The sequence below is a fragment of the Amycolatopsis rhabdoformis genome (assembly GCF_035918295.1).
GTDB lineage: Bacteria > Actinomycetota > Actinomycetes > Mycobacteriales > Pseudonocardiaceae > Amycolatopsis > Amycolatopsis rhabdoformis.
In genome coordinates, this window is the sequence record NZ_CP142149.1 from 7,445,829 (window position 1) to 7,463,071 (window position 17,243).

General features: G+C 70.5%; 16 protein-coding genes and 1 tRNA gene. 7 read left to right on the top strand and 10 right to left on the bottom strand.

Annotated elements, in window-relative coordinates; translation table 11 throughout:
• The first annotated feature begins 11 nt into the window (after positions 1-11).
• Positions 12-206: a hypothetical protein gene (locus VSH64_RS34330; RefSeq protein ID WP_326566901.1), complete on the top strand. Its 195-nt coding sequence runs from the start codon at positions 12-14 to the stop codon at positions 204-206.
• A 1-nt stretch (position 207) separates the two neighbouring features.
• Here the strand turns inward: VSH64_RS34330 and VSH64_RS34335 are convergent, their stop codons facing one another.
• Positions 208-657, bottom strand: a complete 450-nt coding sequence (locus VSH64_RS34335) for a nitroreductase family deazaflavin-dependent oxidoreductase (protein ID WP_326566902.1) — start codon at positions 655-657, stop codon at positions 208-210.
• Positions 658-781: 124 nt separating this feature from the next.
• Between VSH64_RS34335 and VSH64_RS34340 the strand changes: the two genes are divergently transcribed.
• The gene (locus VSH64_RS34340; RefSeq protein WP_326566903.1) at positions 782-1,459 is read left to right on the top strand and encodes a TetR/AcrR family transcriptional regulator; all 678 of its coding nucleotides are present in this window, start codon (positions 782-784) and stop codon (positions 1,457-1,459) included.
• 99 nt (positions 1,460-1,558) lie between these two features.
• A complete protein-coding gene (locus VSH64_RS34345) occupies positions 1,559-3,079 on the top strand; it encodes a 3-hydroxyacyl-CoA dehydrogenase (RefSeq protein WP_326566904.1) in 1,521 nt (506 codons plus the stop codon).
• Positions 3,080-3,142: 63 nt separating this feature from the next.
• Here the strand turns inward: VSH64_RS34345 and VSH64_RS34350 are convergent, their stop codons facing one another.
• Positions 3,143-3,589, bottom strand: coding sequence for a cupin domain-containing protein (locus tag VSH64_RS34350; protein ID WP_326566905.1), 447 nt, complete (start codon positions 3,587-3,589; stop codon positions 3,143-3,145).
• Positions 3,590-3,745: 156 nt separating this feature from the next.
• A complete protein-coding gene (locus tag VSH64_RS34355; protein ID WP_326566906.1) occupies positions 3,746-6,730 on the bottom strand; it encodes a PQQ-dependent sugar dehydrogenase in 2,985 nt (994 codons plus the stop codon).
• 246 nt (positions 6,731-6,976) lie between these two features.
• Here VSH64_RS34355 and VSH64_RS34360 point away from each other — a divergent pair, with 246 nt between their 5' ends.
• Positions 6,977-8,257 (top strand): alpha/beta hydrolase, encoded by a 1,281-nt coding sequence (locus tag VSH64_RS34360; protein ID WP_326566907.1) that lies wholly within the window; start codon positions 6,977-6,979, stop codon positions 8,255-8,257.
• 72 nt (positions 8,258-8,329) lie between these two features.
• On the opposite strand, the gene VSH64_RS34365 is transcribed toward VSH64_RS34360, so the two are convergent.
• Positions 8,330-8,995, bottom strand: a complete 666-nt coding sequence (locus tag VSH64_RS34365; protein WP_326566908.1) for a L,D-transpeptidase — start codon at positions 8,993-8,995, stop codon at positions 8,330-8,332.
• A 106-nt stretch (positions 8,996-9,101) separates the two neighbouring features.
• Here VSH64_RS34365 and VSH64_RS34370 point away from each other — a divergent pair, with 106 nt between their 5' ends.
• Positions 9,102-9,710 carry a hypothetical protein gene (locus VSH64_RS34370; RefSeq protein WP_326566909.1) on the top strand — a complete coding sequence of 203 codons (609 nt, stop codon included), beginning with the start codon at positions 9,102-9,104 and terminating at the stop codon, positions 9,708-9,710.
• A 48-nt stretch (positions 9,711-9,758) separates the two neighbouring features.
• Here VSH64_RS34370 and VSH64_RS34375 read toward each other — a convergent pair whose 3' ends face one another.
• Both VSH64_RS34375 and VSH64_RS34380 read right to left on the bottom strand, forming a co-directional pair.
• Positions 9,759-10,643, bottom strand: coding sequence for a serine/threonine-protein kinase (locus VSH64_RS34375; protein ID WP_326566910.1), 885 nt, complete (start codon positions 10,641-10,643; stop codon positions 9,759-9,761).
• 9 nt (positions 10,644-10,652) lie between these two features.
• Entirely contained in the window at positions 10,653-12,392 is a 1,740-nt protein-coding gene (locus VSH64_RS34380) for an HsdM family class I SAM-dependent methyltransferase (protein ID WP_326566911.1), read from the bottom strand.
• Positions 12,393-12,469: 77 nt separating this feature from the next.
• Here VSH64_RS34380 and VSH64_RS34385 point away from each other — a divergent pair, with 77 nt between their 5' ends.
• Entirely contained in the window at positions 12,470-13,219 is a 750-nt protein-coding gene (locus tag VSH64_RS34385; RefSeq protein ID WP_326566912.1) for a PP2C family protein-serine/threonine phosphatase, read from the top strand.
• A gap of 329 nt (positions 13,220-13,548) precedes the next feature.
• Positions 13,549-13,633, top strand: a tRNA-Ser gene (locus VSH64_RS34390).
• Between the two features lie 89 nt (positions 13,634-13,722).
• Here VSH64_RS34390 and VSH64_RS34395 read toward each other — a convergent pair.
• From VSH64_RS34395 to VSH64_RS34410, 4 genes are all read right to left on the bottom strand, one after another.
• Positions 13,723-15,081: a tyrosine-type recombinase/integrase gene (locus VSH64_RS34395; RefSeq protein ID WP_326566913.1), complete on the bottom strand. Its 1,359-nt coding sequence runs from the start codon at positions 15,079-15,081 to the stop codon at positions 13,723-13,725.
• Between the two features lie 11 nt (positions 15,082-15,092).
• Positions 15,093-15,395 carry a helix-turn-helix domain-containing protein gene (locus VSH64_RS34400; RefSeq protein ID WP_326566914.1) on the bottom strand — a complete coding sequence of 101 codons (303 nt, stop codon included), beginning with the start codon at positions 15,393-15,395 and terminating at the stop codon, positions 15,093-15,095.
• A gap of 245 nt (positions 15,396-15,640) precedes the next feature.
• Positions 15,641-16,798 carry a DUF3631 domain-containing protein gene (locus VSH64_RS34405; protein WP_326566915.1) on the bottom strand — a complete coding sequence of 386 codons (1,158 nt, stop codon included), beginning with the start codon at positions 16,796-16,798 and terminating at the stop codon, positions 15,641-15,643.
• A gap of 35 nt (positions 16,799-16,833) precedes the next feature.
• On the bottom strand, positions 16,834-17,196 hold the full coding sequence (locus VSH64_RS34410) for a hypothetical protein (RefSeq protein ID WP_326566916.1): 363 nt from the start codon (positions 17,194-17,196) through the stop codon (positions 16,834-16,836).
• Positions 17,197-17,243 lie beyond the last annotated feature (47 nt).

A 17,243-nucleotide genomic window follows, 5' to 3' on the forward strand; every position in this document is an offset into this window, starting at 1 on the left:
GGAGGACCCCGGTGAAACGCTGGATCACGATGGCCATCGGCGCGGTGCTGGTGCTGGTGGGGGCCGTCTGGGTCCTGCAGGGCGCCGGCGTGATCACCGGCAGTTTCATGACCGGGCAGAAGCTGTGGTTCCTGGTCGGGCTGGTCGCTTTCCTGGTCGGCGTAGTGGCCATCGCCGCCACAGCTCGGCGCACCACGAAGAAGTGACTTACGCCGGCAGCAGCTCGAACACGGGGTAGCCCGGCGCGATCTCGAGCAGCTTCTCCTCCGGCGCCTTCGCGTCCACTCCGTCGAAGAACACGCCGACCTCGAACTTCCAGCGCTTGAGGTACGCGCGCAGCAGCACCGGCTTCTCCTCGTCGGCCAGCTCGCGGTACTTGAAGCCCTCCACGCGCTTGCCCACGCGCAGCTGCCCTTCGCCGGCCACGCGCAGGTTGCGCACCCACTGCGTCTCGCCGCGCGGCGCCACCAGGTAGCGGCCGCCGTCGAACGGCAGCAGGTTCACCGGCACCTCGCGGATCTCGCCGGTCTTGCGGCCGCGGACCATCAGCACCCGGCTGCCCAGCACGCTCACGCCCAGCTTGGTGAGCTTCTGCACGAAGTTGTTGAACGCGTTGGTGGCCTTGGCGGGCTTGATGTAGCGCTTCTCGGTGTTCATGGTGTCCTCCAAGTCTGCGAGAGCAGTGCTCTCTGTTGAGATCAGTGAACACCATCAGCCGTCCGGCGTCAAGAGCAGTGCTCTCTATTTTGCGCGCCGCTCTCGAAATGGCACACTGACTCTCATGACCGCCACCAAGACCGCCCGCGAACGCGCCCGCGCCGAGCTGACGCGCGAGATCAAGGACGAGGCCCGCCGCCAGCTGGCCGAGGTCGGCGCCCACGGCCTGTCCCTGCGCGCCGTCGCGCGCGAGCTCGGCATGGTGTCCTCGGCGCTCTACCGCTACTTCCCCAGCCGCGACCGCCTGCTCACCGACCTGATCATCGACGCCTACGACGCCGTCGGCGAGGCCGCGGAAAAGGCCGACCCGGGCGACGGTGACCCGCGCACGCGCTGGCACGCCGTGTGGCAGGCCACCCGTGCGTGGGCCAAAGCCCACCCGCACGAATACGCGCTGATCTACGGCTCACCGATCCCCGGCTACGAGGCCCCTCGCGACACCGTCGTGCCCGCCGCACGGGTCGCGCAAGCGCTTGCGAAAGTGCTGATCGAGGCCGATCCGCACGAACCTGCCGTCACGGCGCCGATGTCCGCAGTGCTGCGTGCGCAGGCCGAAGGGCTGGCCAAGGAGCTGGGCACGCAGGCGCCGGCCGAGGTCGTGACGCGGCTCATCGGCGCGTGGACGCAGCTGTTCGGCGCGATCAGCTTCGAGCTGTTCGGCCAGTACGTGGGCAGCGTCGACCCGTCCGACGCCTACTTCGAGCACCTCACCGGGCAAATGGCCGATTTCGTCGGACTGTGAGGGTTGTGAAGGCTGTGAAGTAGCCCTCCCGACCCGGTTCACCGGCCGCGCGGAGGCGGTACGTTCGCCGTGACGACTTCGCGGGGAAGGTGGTTCGACGTGGCGGGATGGGCCGAGCGGGTCAGCAGGATCCGGGTGGTCGGGACCGGGGTGATGGGGCGCGGCATCGCGCAGCTGGCCGCGACCGGGGGTGTCACGGTGGAGCTGGCCGACCTCGACCTCGACGCGGTGCGCTCGGCGCTCGACCACGTGCACGCGATGATCGACAAGCTGGTCACCAAGGGCCGCCTGGCCGAGGACGAGGGCCGCGCCGCCAAGGAGCGCCTCGTGATGGTCGACGCGCCGTCGGCTCCGGCGGGCACGGTGGACCTGGTGATCGAGGCCGTGCGCGAAGACCTCGAGGCCAAGCGCGTGCTGTTCGGCAAGCTCGAGCAGGTCTGCGGGCCGGACACGGTGTTCGCCACCAACACGAGCTCGCTGTCGGTCACGGAGATCGCCGCGGGTCTGAGTGACCCCACGCGGGTGATCGGGCTGCACTTTTTCAACCCGGTACCGCTGATGCGGCTGGTGGAGGTCGTCCCCGGCGTCCGCACGGTCGAGTGGCTGCCGGAGGAGGCGCTGAAGCTGGTGCGCCGCTGGGGCCACGAACCGGTGCTCGCCAAGGACGCGCCCGGGTTCCTGGTCAACCACGCCGGGCGCGGCCTCAACACCGAGGCGCTGCAGATCCTGTCCGAGTCGCTCGCCGAACCCGCCGACGTCGACCGCATCGCGCGCGACGTGCTGGGGCTGCGGCTCGGGCCGTTCGAGCTGCTCGACCTCACCGGACTCGACGTGTCCCACGCCGTGCTGGAAAGCATCTGGAGCGGCTTCCACGCCGAGCCGCGCCTGCGCCCGTCGTGGCTCACGCGTCCGCGCGTGGCGGCCGGGCTGTTCGGCCGCAAGAACGGCTCGGGCTTCTACCGCTACGTCGACGGCAAGCAGGAAGTGCCGCCGGAGCCGACCGCGCCGCCGGCCCCGGACAAGCCGGTGTACACCGCCGACGAACGCCTCGGCCGCCTGCTCACCTCGGCCGGCGTTCAGGTCGTGGCCGACGCGTACCCCGACGCGGTGCTGCTCGTCGCCCTGCGCGGTGAGTCCACTTTGGAGGCCGCGGCGCGCGCCGGTCTGCCCTCGCCCCGCGTGTGCGGCGTCGACGCCTTGGCCGGCTACGAAAGCCGCCTCACGCTGTCCGTCCACCCGGGACTCGACCCCACGGCCGGGCGCGCCGCGTGGGGCGCGCTGGCCGCCACCGGACGGCCGGTCACCATCGTGCAGGACGGCCCGGCCCCGATCGCGCAGCGGCTGCTGGCCTCGATCGTGAACACGGCGTGCTATATCGCCGCGCAGAACCTCGCCGACCCGGCCGACATCGACACCGCCGTGCGCCTGGGCCTCGGTTACCCGCGCGGCCCGCTGGAGTGGGGCGACCTCATCGGGCCGGACAAGGTGCTGCGGGTCCTCACCGGACTGCTGCAGTCCACCGGGGACCCGAGGTACCGGCCGAGCAGCTGGCTCACCGAGCGCGTCGCACTCGGCCTGCCGCTCACCGCGCGCGGCACCCGCCCGGCCGACCTGCTCTGATCCACGCGAAAGCCGAGGTCAGGGGCACCCCCCGACGTGGTTCCCCTGGCCCGGCGCTCGTGGTCAGTCGAAGCTGCAGCCCGGGTTCGGCGCGTCGTCGGCGAGCGGTGCGCCGTGGGGCAGCACGTAGAGGACTTCCAGCACCATCGGCGTGGTGCCTTCGTTGCGTCCTTCGTGGACGTGGTCGGCGCCGGCGGGCTCCATGATGCTGTCGCCCTGGTGGTACACGCCGTCCACGGAACAGTCGGACTTGTAGTGGGTCAGCGTGCCTTCGAGCACCCGGCCGTAGAGGTTGCCCTCGTGGGTGTGCCAGCCGGTGGTGCCGGGGCTGTCCGAGCTGCCGGGGGCGATCGTGATCTTGCGGAGCACGTAGTCGGTGTGGCCAGCCGTCCACTGGGAAAGCACGGTCGCCGTCACCCCGCGAGCGGGCGTAGCCGACGCGACGGCCGGAGCGAAAAGCGTTGCAGCGGTTACAGTGGCGGCGACAGCGGCCAGGGCGAGCTTGCGCATGGAAGACCTCTCTCGTGATCTTCCGCGAAGTTACCCCACGATCCGTTGTCTGAAAGTTCCTTACTTCGCGCCCTTACGGGCAGTTCCCATCATTCGGAACGCCACAATGGACAGATCACCCACGCCGCTGCTCCCGGCGTGGGTGACCCTCACCACTCACCAGCGCCGGTCCACCGAACCGCCCGACGGCGTCCACACGATGTACCCGCCGCGGAAGTCACTGCGGTAGCCGGTGCCGTAGCGGTACTCGTCCGACGTCGGCAGGCCGAGATACGACTTCTCCCACCCGAGCGCGGCCCAGCGCTTGCGGATCTCACCCTTCACGTAGTGCGAGCCGGTGGACGGACTCCAGTAGATGGACGCGTTGCCGGTGAAGTGGTTGTAGCGCGCGGCACCGTTGGGCGTCGAGGTTTCGTCCGTGGTCGGGTAACCCAGGCCGCGCTCCCAGCCGGTGGCGGCCCAGGTCTGGCGGATCGCGCCGCCGATCTCGTGCGCGCCCGTCGAAGGCGTCCAGTAGACCGACATGTTGTTGGTGAAGTGGTTGTAGCGGCCGACCCCGTCGGGGGTCACGGACTCGTCCGTGGTCGGGTAACCGAGCCCGCGCTCCCAGCCGTAGGCGGCCCACTTCTGCTTGATCGCGCCGCCGATCTGGTGCGCGCCGGTCGCCACGGTGTAGTAGATCGAGCCGCCGCCGCTGAAGTGGTTGTAGCGGCCGACGCCGTCCGGGGTCGCGGCCTCGTCGTTGATCGGGTAGCCCATGGTCTTTTCCCAGCCCAGCGCCGCCCACTTCACGCGGATCAGGCCCTGGATCGAGTGCGCCCCGGTCGAGGGCGACCAGTAGATCGACGCCGCCATCGTGCCCGGCGTGCCCTGCAGGTGGTTGAAGCGGCCGACGCCGTCCGGGGTCCGCGTCTCGTCGGTCACCGGCGGCCCGTAGGCCTGGTGGCCACCGATCGCGAGGTACTCGGCGAGGAGCTGGCCGCCGATCTCCCGCACGCCGGTCGCCGTGGTCCAGTAGAGGCGGCCGTTGGCGTAGGGCCGGTAGTGCACCGGGCCGTCGACCACCTCGGGGCCGGTCGCCGCGCCGATCAGCGTGCGCAGCGCGGGCTCCGCGGCGTAGCGCTGGTCGATCGCGGTGGCGTAGTTCGCCGTCAGCGTCGTGTCGTCCGCGCCGACGGTGATCGACCACGACGCCGTGGCCGGCCCGTCCTGCCAGCCGGTGAACTTCGACGCGCCGTCGCTGCCCAGCGACGCGGCCGTGACGTCGAACTTCGCGCCTTCCGTGACCATCGCGCTGCTCACGCCGCCCTCGCTGGGGATGCTCAGCGCGGCCGGCTGCGTGCTCACGAGCGTGAGCCGGTGCTGGCGCGGCAGGGCGACGTAGGTCTTGCTCGCCTTCACCCCGGCGCTGTCGGTCACCGTCGCGGTGAACTCCATGCGCGAGTCGGTGTGGTCGGTGAACGGCACGGAGACCGCCGGTCCGGTCGCGCCGTCGTCCGGGTGCACGTGGCACACGCCGAGGTCCGGGCAGTGCCGGATCAGCGAGGTCCAGGTGATGGGCAGGGTGCCGTCCTCGGCGTCGGTGGCCGTCGCGGTGAGGTCCACCGGCTCGCCGACGGCGAAGGTCTTGTCCGGAGCGGTCAGCCGCAGGTCCGGCGAGTGGTTGCCCGGCGCGACCGCGACCGTCGTGGTTCCCTTGCCACCCAACGGGTCCTGCGCGGTGAGGGTGGCCGTGAACGAGTCGCCGGTGCCGTACTGGTGGCTCGCCGTGGCGCCGGTCCCGGTGGTGCCGTCGCCGAAGTTCCAGGTGTAGGTGAGCGGGTCGCCGTCGAAGTCGTAGGAACCACTGGCGTCGAAGGAAACCGTGCGCGTGTCGGGGTTCGTCGACGAGGTCGCCACGGCGACCGGCGCCGCGTTGGTCGCCGAGTAGCTGAGGCGGCGCAGGCGGGCGCCGTTGAGGTCGGAGAACACGATGTCGCCGTTGGGCGCCGCGGAAATGCGCGTGACACCGCCGATGTTCGAGAACGGCGGCGGGTTCACCGGCGCCTGCGTGAGGGCGCCCTGCGCGTTGTACTTGAGCGTCCACATCTTCTGGCCGGCGTAGTCGCCGAAGAAGTACGAGCCCTGGTACGCGGCCGGGTACGACGTTCCACTGTAGACGATGCCGCCGGTGATGCTGTTGCCGTTCGTCGGCCCGGTGCCGTGCTGGTGTTCCCACAGCGGCGGCGTGTTCACCACGTGGGCGCAGCGCGCGTCGGTGCTGTAACCGGGCGTCGGGTGGTTGCCTTCCCAGCAGGGCCACGCCAGGTTCGCGCCCGGCTGCACCACGTCGAGCTCTTCCCAGATGTACCAGCCGACGTCGCCGACCACGGGCAGGCCGCTCTTCGGGTCGAGCGTGAAGCGGAACGGGTTGCGGAAGCCGCTGGCGAACACCTTGCTGCGCGTGGCGTCCGGCGCCGCGGCGCTGTAGAACGGGTTGCTCGGCACGGCTTTGCCGTCCTGCGTCACGTGCAGGATCTTGCCGAACGGCGAGTCGAGGTCGAGCGCCGCGAAGGCGACCTCGTTGGTCTTGCCCGCGTCGCCGTTGTCGCCCACGGAGTACCACAGCGTGCCGTCGGCCGCGGGGATCACGGTGTCGAGGCCGTGGATGTAGAACTCGCTGCCGGGCAGGTCGAAGATCACCTTTTCGCCGGTCAGGCCGGTCGGATGGCCCGCGCCGTCGAGGCTCACGGTGAAGCGCGCGGCGCGCTGCACGTACTTGCCGTTGCCGGTGCTCACGGCGCGGTTGAGGTAGATCTGGTGCGACGTCTCGTAGTCCGGCGCGAGCGCGATGCTCGTGAGCCCGACGTCGCCCTGCGACTCCACGGAGAAGGTCGCGATCCGCACCGGCGCGCCCGTGCCGTTGGCCGGAACCCAGTTCACGACTCCGCTCTTGCCCAGCGCGAGCACGCTGTCGTCGGGCAGCCACGCGAAGTCGGTGAAGTCGTACGGCGCGAGGCCGGTGGGCGTGTCCCGCAGGACGAAGCCCGCGGGCAGGGTCGGCGCGGTGTCGTCGGCCGCCGCGGCGGCAGCGGTGATCGGCACCAGCGCGACGGCCAGCACAGCGGCCGTGAGCAGCGAGCGAAGCTTGTTCCAAGCCATGCGGACGCCCCTTCGTGAGTGATCGGTTATCGCTCACGAAGCGGACGTTGTTACCTCATCCGGGTGAACCGCGTGAAGTCCCCTCGGCGACCACGAAGGTCAGCGAACGCACAGCTCGTGGTGATTCTCGAACATTTGTTCCCACCCGGACGATTGAACTATGTCTACAGATAACCATCCAGACGTCAATCAAGTGTAGAAACTTCTTCGCCTGCTCCACCACGACCCCACAACGAGGTGATGATCGTGCGGCGTTCCCGGATCAAACACGTGGCTCTTGCCGCCCTGACGGTGCTCGGTCTCGGCACCGGACTGGCACCGAGCGCGTCGGCCGAACCGTTCCCCGTCTCCAACTCCCAGCTCCCGCTCTCGCCCGGCTGCAGCTTCGTCGACACGACCGTGCCGAGCGAGGTGCTCGACCACCAGGTCGTGCCGCTGCCTGTCGGCTCGATCACCGCGCCGCCCGAGCTGACCATCCACGGCCGGCTCTGCCTGCCCGCGTCCGGTTCGGCGAAGACGGTGATGCTGGCGCTGCACGGCATCACCTACACCAACCAGTATTGGGATTCGGGGTACCAGCCCGAGACCTACTCGTTCGTCCGGCAGATGACCGCGGCCGGCTACGGCGTCTACGCCATCGACCGCCTCGGCTACGGCGAGAGCGCCCACCCGTCGGGCGCGGTGGTCACGCTCGACTCGCAGGCCGAGGTCGCGCACCAGGTGCTGCAGCAGCTGCGCGCGGGCAAGATCGGCGGTTCGCCGTTCCAGCACGTGATCCTGGTCGGGCACTCCTACGGCACGGCGACGTCGTGGCTGGAGTCGTCGATCTACAACGACGCCGACGCCATCATCGGCACCGGCTGGGGCTCGAGCATCCAGCTCGCGCCGCTGACCAGGTTCTTCAGCGGCTTCGCCCGCAACCCCGCGATGATCGACGCCAAGACGGCGCCGCTCGTCGGCCTCGACCCCACGTACTTCACGCCACCGGCCGGCGGGCGGGACAAGGACTTCCTCTATGTGTTGTCCAATGTGGATCCGGCCATGATCGACTACGACCAGAACGTGTTGCGCGACACCGTGACGCTCGGCGAGGGCTCCACGTTCATCAACCGCTACAACAAGCTCTCACTCGGCGCGATCCCCACCACGGGCCAGGAACTGTCGCTGCCGCTGTCCGCGCACACCGAGAACATCCGCATCCCGGTGTTCCTCGTGGACGGTGAGAAGGACCTGTTCTTCTGCGGCCCCGGCGCCGCGCACTGCGCTTCGAGCCAGGCCCTGCAGAAGGAGGAGGCGCAGTACTTCGCGCCGGCCGCGTGCGTGCGCGCCGCGGTGACGCCGGCCGCCGGGCACGACCTCAACCTGCAGCGCAACGCGCCCGACACCTACCGCACCATCCGCGGGTGGGCCGACCAGGCGCTCGGACCGGACGGCTCGCAGGCGGCGGCCTACCGCGCCGGCTGCCAGGCGTACTCGGGGACGAACGGCACGAGCGGTCCCGCCACGTTCGGGCCGCTGGCGGCCTGACCCGAAGCCGAAAAGGAAGTGGGGGTGCCGGTTCGTCCGGCACCCCCACTTCGCGCTTCACCCCAGGTGAGGTCAGGGCACGACCTGCACCACGTCACCGACGTGGAGGGTGTTGAAGAACTTCAGCGACGACGTCGCCGAGAGGTGCACGCAGCCGTGCGAGTAGGTCTTCAGGCTGCCGGTGTGGAAGGCGTCGCCGGGGTAGAAGAAGACCGAGTTGGGCATCGGCGCGTTGTCGAACTCGCGGCTGTAGTGCATCTTCTCCTTCGACAGCACGCGGAACGAGCCCGTCGGCGTCGCGTTGCCCTTGCGGCCCGGCAGCATCGACACGGGTCCGTAGATCACCTTGCCGTCCTGCAGCAGCCACGCCTTGTGCGCCGAGATGTCCACGCATGCGGCCGTGCCCGACGCGGCGGCGGCCTTGGCGCACGGCACGTCGGCCGAGGTCGTCACGGCCTTCGGCTTCGTGGTGGCCGGCTTCGGCGTGGTGGCCTTCGGCTTCGTGGTCGTCGGCTTGGGCTTCGTGGTGCTCGTGGCCGGCGAGCTGGTGGTGGCCGGGGCGCTGCTCGTGGTCGGCGCCGCGCTGCTGGTCGCCGAAACCGCCGGGGCACCGCCGCCCGCACCGGCCTCGACGGCGCCGCCGCCGGTCACGTTGGCGGGCGAAGCGCCGCCGCCGGAGCACGCGGCGAGCGCGAACGCGCTGGCCACGGCCGCGATCCCCACCAGAAGCCTCTTCACGATCCGATACCCCCAGGTCAGTCGAACTTGTCACGGGGATAGACGACCGTCCCCCCATCCGGGTTGCGGCCCGAAGGTCACGATTTCGCGCCGGCTCAATCCCAGGGTGGAGGTGGAGATCCACCCGGAACCCGCCCGGGAGCCGACGTATTCGCTGGTCGAACGGACGAACCTGGGTATCACCACCGACCAAGGAGTCACCGTGAACTTCGGCCCGTTCACCATCGTCGTCTACGTCGCCCTCGCCGCCCTCGTGCTCTACCGCGTCGTCTACAAGCAGCTGCGCGGCACGCTGCTGAGCCGCAAGTCGCTGATCACGATGCCGCTGATCCTCACCGTGCTCGGGGTGGTCACCGTCGCCCGGGCGCTGCCGGCGGCCGGCACCGGCGAACTGGTGATGTTCGGGGCGGACATCGTGGTGCTGATCGTGCTCGGCCTGGGCCGCAGCGCCAGCACCTCGCTCACCGCACGCGGCAACACGACCTGGCAGAAGGGCTCGGCCCTCACGCTCGTGCTGTGGCTCGCCACGATCGGCGCCCGCGTCGGGTTCGGCTTCCTCGGTGGCTACCTCGGCTTCGACGGCGGCCTCACCTCGGCGTCGATCCTGCTCACGATGGGGCTGAGCATCGGGGTGCAGAACGCGCTCACCTACTACCGCATCCAGCAGCGCGGCCTGCCGCTCGCCGAGCAGAGCCGGCCGGCGGTGCGGGCCTGACGCCGGCGAAACCCTCCCGGACCCCGTTCGCGGGCCGGGAGGGTTTTGTCATACCCGGACCTGGGCCATCACGCGGGCGTACATGCGTGCGGGGCTCGGCGCCGGGTGCAGGAAACCGGGCAGTGGGGGCAGATCGCGGACGAACGGGCCGAGCCGCGCGAACAGCTCGTCGGCGCCGGCCGGGCGGTCGGCCGGGTCCTTCGCCAGCGTGGCGGCGAGCAGGGCGTTGAGCGCGCCGGGGACTCCGGCGACGGCGGGCGGAGCGTCCTTCACCTGCTTCTCGAACACGGCGTACGCGGTGGGCCCGGTGAAGAGCTGGCGGCCGGTGAGCATCTCGTGCAGCGCGCAGCCCAGCGCGTACAGGTCGCTTCGCGGCTCGGCGAGGCCACGCTGGATTTGCTCCGGCGCCATGTACGACGGCGTGCCGAGCAGCTGGCCTGCGCGGGTGAAGCGGGCAACGTCGGCTTCACGCAGCACGGCGAGGCCGAAGTCCATCACCTTCACGCTGCCGTCGGGGCAGAGCATGAGGTTGGCGGGTTTGAGGTCGCGGTGGCAGACGGAGCGGGCGTGGGCGGCCGAGAGCACCGCGGCCGTCTGGGCCGCGATCGCCGCGGCCCAGGGCACCGGCAGCGGACCGTGTTCGGCCAGTAGATCGGCGACGGTGACGCCGTCGACGAACTGCATGACCTGGAACAACCGGTCGTCGTGGGTGCCGAAGTCGTAGAGCGTGGGCACGCCGGCGTGGTCGAGCGTCGCGAGGATGCGGGCTTCGCGGGCGAAGCGTTCTTCGAGCTCTTCGTCGCGGCCGGGCAGGCGCAGCAGCTTGATGGCGACGCGGCGGCCGAGGCGCCGGTCGTGCCCGCGGTGCACCGCGCCCATCCCGCCGCGGCCCAGCGGCAGCTCGTCGACCTCGTAGCGATCGGCGATGAGCATGGGTTCCCTTCAGGCGCCGGGCCGCAGCCGTCCTTCGGCGAGCGCGGCAAAGCCTAGCCGGACCAGGTCACGGCCGATTTCCGCCGTCTCCCGCAGCGCCCGGTCGAACTCGGCCAACGCGCGGAACGCGGCGCCGTACGCGCGTTGCTCGGCGAGCGGGTAGCGCGGCACTTTGAGGCGCCGCGCGTCGATTCGGGTCGAGGCGCTGTGCACCGGGAAATCCGCGGCGCGCAGGCAGCCGGCGAGGAACTCGGCATCGAGGTGGGCCGGATCCACGCGGTAGAGCGAAAGCGCGGCGCCGAGGCGCGTCGGTGGTCCACTGTGGACTTTGACGGCGCCGGTCACGGAGGCGATCACGTCGCCTTCGCGGGCGATCACGGCGGCGTCGTCGGGGGCGGCGTAACCGGTGGGGCCGCGGTCGGCGAGCACGTCGTCGAGGGTGAGCACGGGTTCGTCACCGTCGCCAGCGCGGGCGGGTGTGTGGTGGATCTCGAGGGCACCGACTTTCACCAGCTCGCCGATCGTGGTGTGCGGCGGTTCCTCGCCGGTCGGCAGCAGGGGCGGCAGGTCGAGGCCGACGCGGCCGAAGAGCCGTTGTGCGGCAAGGAAAGCCTGGCCCGGATCTTCCTGCGCGGTGCGGCGCTGGGCCGGGGTGAGGTCGACGTCGTCGTCGAGGAGGTCGAGCACGCTGGTGCCGTTTTCGGCCGGTTGTCGCCAAAGCGCTTCGGCGTCGTCCACGGTCGTTTCGGCGAGCAGCACGGTGGCGGGGGCGCGGCTGCCGGCCGCGGGTCTCGTGAGGAGCCAGAGGTCGGTGCCGGGGGCGAGCGTGAGCACGGCGCGCAGGGCGCCCGCGCGCAGGAGGTTGGCGCGGATGCGCTTGCCGCTCCGGCGCCCGGCGGCGGCGCCGGGCATGAGGATGGCGACCGTGCCGCCGGGTTTCACGCGCGCGAGGCAGTGCTGCACCCACGCGAGCTCCGATTCGCCGCGCGGCGGCAGGCCGTACTCCCAACGCGGATCGCCGACGAGCTCTTCGTGACCCCACGCGCGTTCGTTGAACGGCGGGTCGCAGAGGACGACATCGGCTTGCTGGCCCGCGAAGGCGTCTTCGCGCAGGGAATCACCGACGTGGATTTCGGTGTCGGTGCCGTGGAGCCTGAGTCTGAGCGCCGCGATGCGGGCGGTGGTGGGGTCGCTGTCCTGGCCTTGGACGTGGTGGGCTTGGCCGGCTTCGAGCAGCAGCGTTCCGAAGCCGCAGGCCGGGTCGAGCACGGTGGTCCCGTTCGCGCCGGCGAGGCGGACCATGAGGCTCGCGTACGCCGGCGGGGTCGGGGAGACGCGGCGGGCGTGGGCCTCGAAGTAGCGTTCGCAGAGCTGCTCGAAGGTCCAGGCGGCGCCGCGCGTGGTGGCCACCTCGGTGAGGAGGGTGAGCAGCTCCGGGTCGTCGTCGGGGCGTTCGCCGGCGTGGGCGAGGTAGTCGCCGGCGTCGGCCACGCGTTCGCCCAGGTCGAGGTCGTCGCCGAGGGCGCGCAGGCGTTGCCAGGCGCGGTCGATCGGCGCGAGCTCCACGGGCCGGCCGCGGCTGCTCAGCCAGGCCTGCACGGCGGGCAGCGAGAACAGCGGGCTGGACGCGGTGCCGCCGACCGGGCGCGGAAAGTCGTCGTGGCGGCGGCGCCAGTTGCTCACCGCGGCACGGCGCACCCCGGCGAGCCGGGCGATGTCGGCGGCGCTGACCGTCGCGGTGTCGTCCATGGCCAGCACGATAGCTGATGACTGGAGTTTCCATCGTTTTGCTTGTTAACTCAGTCAACCAATGGTTTCATGGTGACATGGCCACCAACCAGACCCGGTTCACCCTGCGCTACGCCGCGGGCTCCGACACCGGGCGACGACGCTCGATCAACGAGGACTCCGTCTACGCCAGCGGACGCCTGCTCGCCGTGGCCGACGGTATCGGTGGTCAGCCCCACGGGGAAGTGGCCAGTGCCACCGCGGTCGGTGTGCTCGCCAGCCTGGACTCGGAGCTGCGCTCGCTCGACCTCGAGTCGCTCGACCTGCAGGCCACCCTCGCCGACGGCGTCCGGCGCATCGGCGAGCGCCTCGCCGAGATCGCCGAACAGGACCCGGCCACCCACGGCATGGGCACCACGCTCACCACCCTGCTCTTCGACGGCACCCGCTTCGCCGCCGCCCACATCGGCGACTCCCGCGGCTACCTCCTGCGCGACGGTGAACTGCACCGCATCACCCGCGACCACACCCTCGTGCAGGCCCTCGTCGAAGACGGCCGCATCTCCCAGGCCGACGCGATCGACCACCCGCGCCGCTCGCTGCTCATGAAGGCCCTCCAGAGCACCGGCTCCAGCGACCCGGACATCTGGGACTTCGACATCCGCGCCGACGACCGCCTGCTCCTGTGCTCCGACGGCCTCACCGCCGGCGCCGGCGAACCGGCCATCGCGGAAACCCTCGCCGCCGGCACCCCCGACGAAGCCGTCGCGGCCCTCATCACCCTCGCCAACGACGGCGGCGGCCCGGACAACATCACCACCGTCGTCGCCGACGTCATCCCGGCCTGACCCCTTCCCCGGCGATCTCCACGCGCGTCTCGCCTCGAGCCACGTCCGCCGGCCGACCTCGTCTCGGTCGACCTCTTCCCGACCCTCGCCCTTGATCAGCCCGGGAAGCCGAGCCGACCCACCCCCGGCCGGCCGATCGCGGCGGCCCGATCCGGCGGCCACCACGGCACACTTCTCCCGACCGCCGGGTTCCGACCTGCTGATCCCCACCGCCCGATCTCGACCGCACCTGAGCCATCCCGGCGATCTCCACCAGCCGATCCACACCGCCCGGGTCACCCCCGGCCCACCTGCGGGACCGCACCACCCCATCCGGTACCCTTCTCCACGGAGGATTGGCCGAGCGGCCTAAGGCGCACGCTTGGAAAGCGTGTTGGGTTCACGCCCTCGCAGGTTCGAATCCTGTATCCTCCGCCGCATTACCAGGCAAAACGCCGGGTGTCCCACTTCGGGGCACCCGGCGTTTCCATCTTAGTCTCAGTTCTAGTCTCATTTGCCCCCTGTTAGGCCACCTCCCGGGGCTCGTCGTCCGCGCCCGCCGCGTCGTTCGGCGGCGCCCAGAGGAGCCCGTCGACCCGACCGGCCACGCCCCGGCGAATGCGGTCGGTCACGTGCTGGTACCGCGCGGCCATGGCGGTGCTGGACCACCCCATGATGGACATGACGGTCCGCTCGGGGACCTCCAGCAGCAGGAGCACCGTCGCAGCGGTGTGCCGGGCGTCGTGAAGCCGCCGCTCCCCCACCTTGGCGTCGCGCAGGAGTTCCTTCCAGTGGTGGTAGTCGGTGTTAGGCACGAGCGGCTGCCCGGTCGGCTTGGTAAAGACGTAGCCGGTCTCCTCCCAGAGGTCAGCCGCCAGTGCGCGTTCCTGGGCGTGGGCCGCCTGGTGCCGCACGAGGAGGAGCGCGAGTTGCTTGGGCAGCCCGATGTACCGCTTACCCGCCCGCGACTTCGTGGGCGCCGTCTCTCGCCGTGCCGAGACGCGCTGAGGGCAGTAGCCGGCGAACTTGCGGCCGCACGGCGTCAAGCAGCCGTGCTTGTACTTCGGCCGGAGCCTGTTACGTCGCACGCCGATTTCGGGCGCGTGGTACTCGAAACACGCGGCGCAGAAGGGGGATCCGTGCTTCTTGCACGGCCGGTCCCAGCGGTCCCAGTTCACGTCAGGCCACTGGATTCCGAGGGCTTCCCCTTGACGCAGGCCAAGCGCCAGCGCAATCGCCCACCGCGCACTGTTGCGTCGCCGGTTCGCCGTTTCAAGAACGCGCTGGATCTCGTCGACGTCGTACGGTTCGTACTCGACCTCCTCGACCTTCGGAGCGCGGGCGAGTTCCGCAGGGTTGTCAGCGATGATTTTGCGTTTCTTGGCTTCCTTCAGCGCAGTGCGGATGGTCCGGTGGACTTGATGAACTCGACCGGCAGAGGAACCCTCACGTGTCATCCTGCGGTAGAGCTTTTCCAGGTGCTCAGGCTCCAGCTTGTCCCCCGAGTGCGACCGCTGGAGCCGGTGCGCGCCGACGCCCGGAACGAGGTGCACGCGGCACGCCACTTCGTACGCGTCCCAGGCATTCTCGGTAATCGTCGGCGGGGCCATGATCTCGTGCAGCCAGTGGTTCAACCACGTCTCAACGGTCCAGTTCTGCCCCGCCTTTCGCACGCGACCTTCGTCGCGCTCGTTCTCCCACTCGCGCACCTTGTTCCGGACTTTGGTCTCATCCTTCGACATCGTGTGTCGGCGGTCCGGGTTCCCATTGTCCTTCTTGCCGACCGTGACCCGACCGTGCCAGTGCCCATCCGTTTCACTGAAATAGACGGTGCTGGCGCCGTTCGGTGCGCGCGTTCCTTCTGGCCGTTTCTTCCTGGGCATCGGGTTCTCCTTCAGGCGGCGTGACGGGCAGAGGCGGTGACGAGGGTCATTGCGTATTCGTCCACTGCGGACACGTGAATGCGGCGGAGCCGTCCGATCTGGACGGATTCGAGCTGACCGGTCCGGACGAGGCGGTAGGTCATGGTGCGGCCGATGCCGAGGCGTTCGGCGGCTTCTTCGACGGTGAGCAGGACTCGTGCCGGCATGGAGCGCGGTACGGGGCGAGCGGCGGTGTCGGCTTCTTGGGCGGCGAGACGTTCGGCGAGCTGAGCGAGGGTGGTGGCGAGCTGGGTGATGTCGTCGGCGGTAGCCATCGGTGGTGGAACCCTTCGTTGGCGGCACGGGTGTGGTCGAGAGCGAGGGGGGTAGCCGTCCCAGCCGTCCCAGCCGTCCCGTCGCAGGTCAGCCCTGGGACGGCTGTTTTCGTGGGACGGCTTGAGCCGTCCCAGGGCGGGCCGAGTGGGACGGCTCAAGCCGTCCCGGGGATGGGTGCCGTCCCCGGGCTGACCTGCGTGGGGACGCTTGGGACGGCTGGGACGGCTACCCCGCTGGGGGTTGGTCAGGCGGACCGGGCGCGGCGGATCGGGACGACCCCGGATGACGTGTCACAGCCGTCCCGTTCGCCTCCGGACTCGTCTGCGGTGGGCACGCCGGGCAGGTCGGGGCAGTAGCGCGCCCAAGAGTCGATGAAGTCGGCGCAGGTGTAGCCCTTCGCCTGGGGGCCGCCGTCAGGGCGGATGTTGCCTGAGCGGATGCCGTACTCCCGCAACAACTTGGCGAGCTTGGCGGGGGTGAGCCCCGTTGGTCCGTAGCCGCACCAGGGCGCTTCCGGGTCGGCGTTCAGTCGGGCCAGAAGCTGCCCGGTGGTCAGCATGTGTGCCCCGCCGAATGCGGCGTGGCAGTCGACCAGGAGCCGGACGCGTTCGGAGCTGTCGTCGGTGTCGGCGTCGGCGGTGGTGAGCGCGATGACGGCCTTCCGGCTGCGCTCGGGCCACTCCCCGCCGGCATGGTCGGCGACGATGACGAGGGGTTCCCAGGTGTCGGCGGCGCGGTCTTCCACGGGCATCTCCGGTTCGGCGGCTTCGAGGGTGGCGAGGTCGGAGCGCAGCCACGCGGCGAGGTTGTCGGCGAGGGTGCGCAAGGCAGGCCGGTCACGGCGATGCCGGTACGGGGCAACGGTTTCCCCTGGTGCGCGGCGGCGCATGCGGGCGATGACGGCGCGGTCCTCGATGGTGTCGGGCATGGCGCCGATGCCGGCGAGGGCGGCCATGGCGAACGTGGGGATGGACTCGACGCGTTGGTTGGTGGCGTCGTAGCGCTTGGCGGGGCGGTTGCGCTGGTGTCCGGCGTTGAGCAGCCCGCGCAGGTCTTCGTTCCCGTCGGCTTTCGGCCCGAAGATCGTGTCTGCCTCGTCGACGAGCAGCGTGGGCGGGTCGTTCGAGACGGAGCGGTACACGGCCGCTGGGGAGCTGTTGACGGTGATGAACGGCTCGTGGCACGTGGCCTCGACGATGTCGAGCAGGCGAGACTTCCCGCAGCGCTTCTCCGGTGCCCGGATCACCAGGCGCGGGGCGTGCGCCCACGCGGGTTGGGCGTGGGTGGCGGCGATCCACAACGTGATGGCGTCGGCGGTCTCGGGGCTGGGCAGCGACACGTAGCGGGTCAGAGCGGCCCGCAGCGCGTCCAGGAGGGCGGCTCCGTCGTGAGAGGCGGCCATGGGTGATTTCCCTTCCGTGTGAGCTTGTGTGGCCATCAGGCGGCGTCCTGGCGGGTGGCGATCCACGCGTCGACCCGCGCCCACGAGGCGGTGGCCTGAGCGCGGATCTGCTGCGGCGTCAGGGAAGGCCGGGTGGCCACGGCGCGGCGGCGGGCAAGCTCGGCGTAGGTCGGGGTGGCGGCGTTGGCGTGCCAGTCGCTGGCACCCGAGACGGCGTTGGAGGTCTCGCGGGCCGTGCGCCGGCGTTCCCACTCGACCCATTCGGCGAGCAGCTCGGCGAGATGCGGGCTCGAGGACAGCAGGCGCCAGGCGGCGGCGTCGAGGACGAGCGCGCGGTACTCACAGAACGGGGTCGTGATGGCCTGCTGGGCGGCGCTGGAGGTGGTGTGCGTGGTCAAAGCGAACCCCTAGGGTCGTGACTCTGCGTGTCTTCCGGAGGGTGTGT